Below are 494 nucleotides of genomic sequence, written 5' to 3' on the forward strand. Positions count from 1 at the left end.
GCCTTGTTGATGGTCACCTTGATGATATCCTCAACCGTTTCATAGGTGTTCGTGTCCGCGGGGGTGAACACCACGGTCACGCTGTCGCTGCTGTCCGCAACATTCACGGGAACCGCGTTCTTGAAGCTCCAACTGCCTTCCACGCTGGCGGTGCCGGTAATGGCGCTGTCCGGAACAGCGGAGCCGGTATAGGTCACGGTGATGTCATTGGCAGTTGCTGTGGGAGTTTCCTTATCCGTCAGGGTGATCACCACATTGACGGTGGAATCCGCGTAGTTGGTGGAGGTGATCTTGATGGGCAGGGTCACAGTGTCGTTAACGGTGCCGCCGGACAGCGTGTAGGTCACCTTGCCGGTGGAGTCCACATCCCAACTGGTTACAGTAACGGTGCCGGTTGTGGTCTCGGTGCCCTTGGCATAGGTCAGGACTCCGGCTTTATCAGGCATACCCGCAGCTCCGATGTCTTTCTCACCGCTGGTCGTGGTGTACTTCTG

At 57.7% G+C, this 494-nt stretch carries 1 protein-coding gene; it reads right to left on the reverse strand.

Features of this window, described 5'->3' with window-relative positions:
* Nucleotides 1-446 (reverse strand): hypothetical protein (locus ACTQ34_RS18155; RefSeq protein WP_441364993.1); only part of this gene is annotated, 446 nt, incomplete at its 3' end.
* Nucleotides 447-494 lie beyond the last annotated feature (48 nt).

It is taken from the genome of Agathobaculum sp. LCP25S3_E8 (genome assembly GCF_052117165.1).
Lineage (GTDB): Bacteria > Bacillota > Clostridia > Oscillospirales > Butyricicoccaceae > Agathobaculum.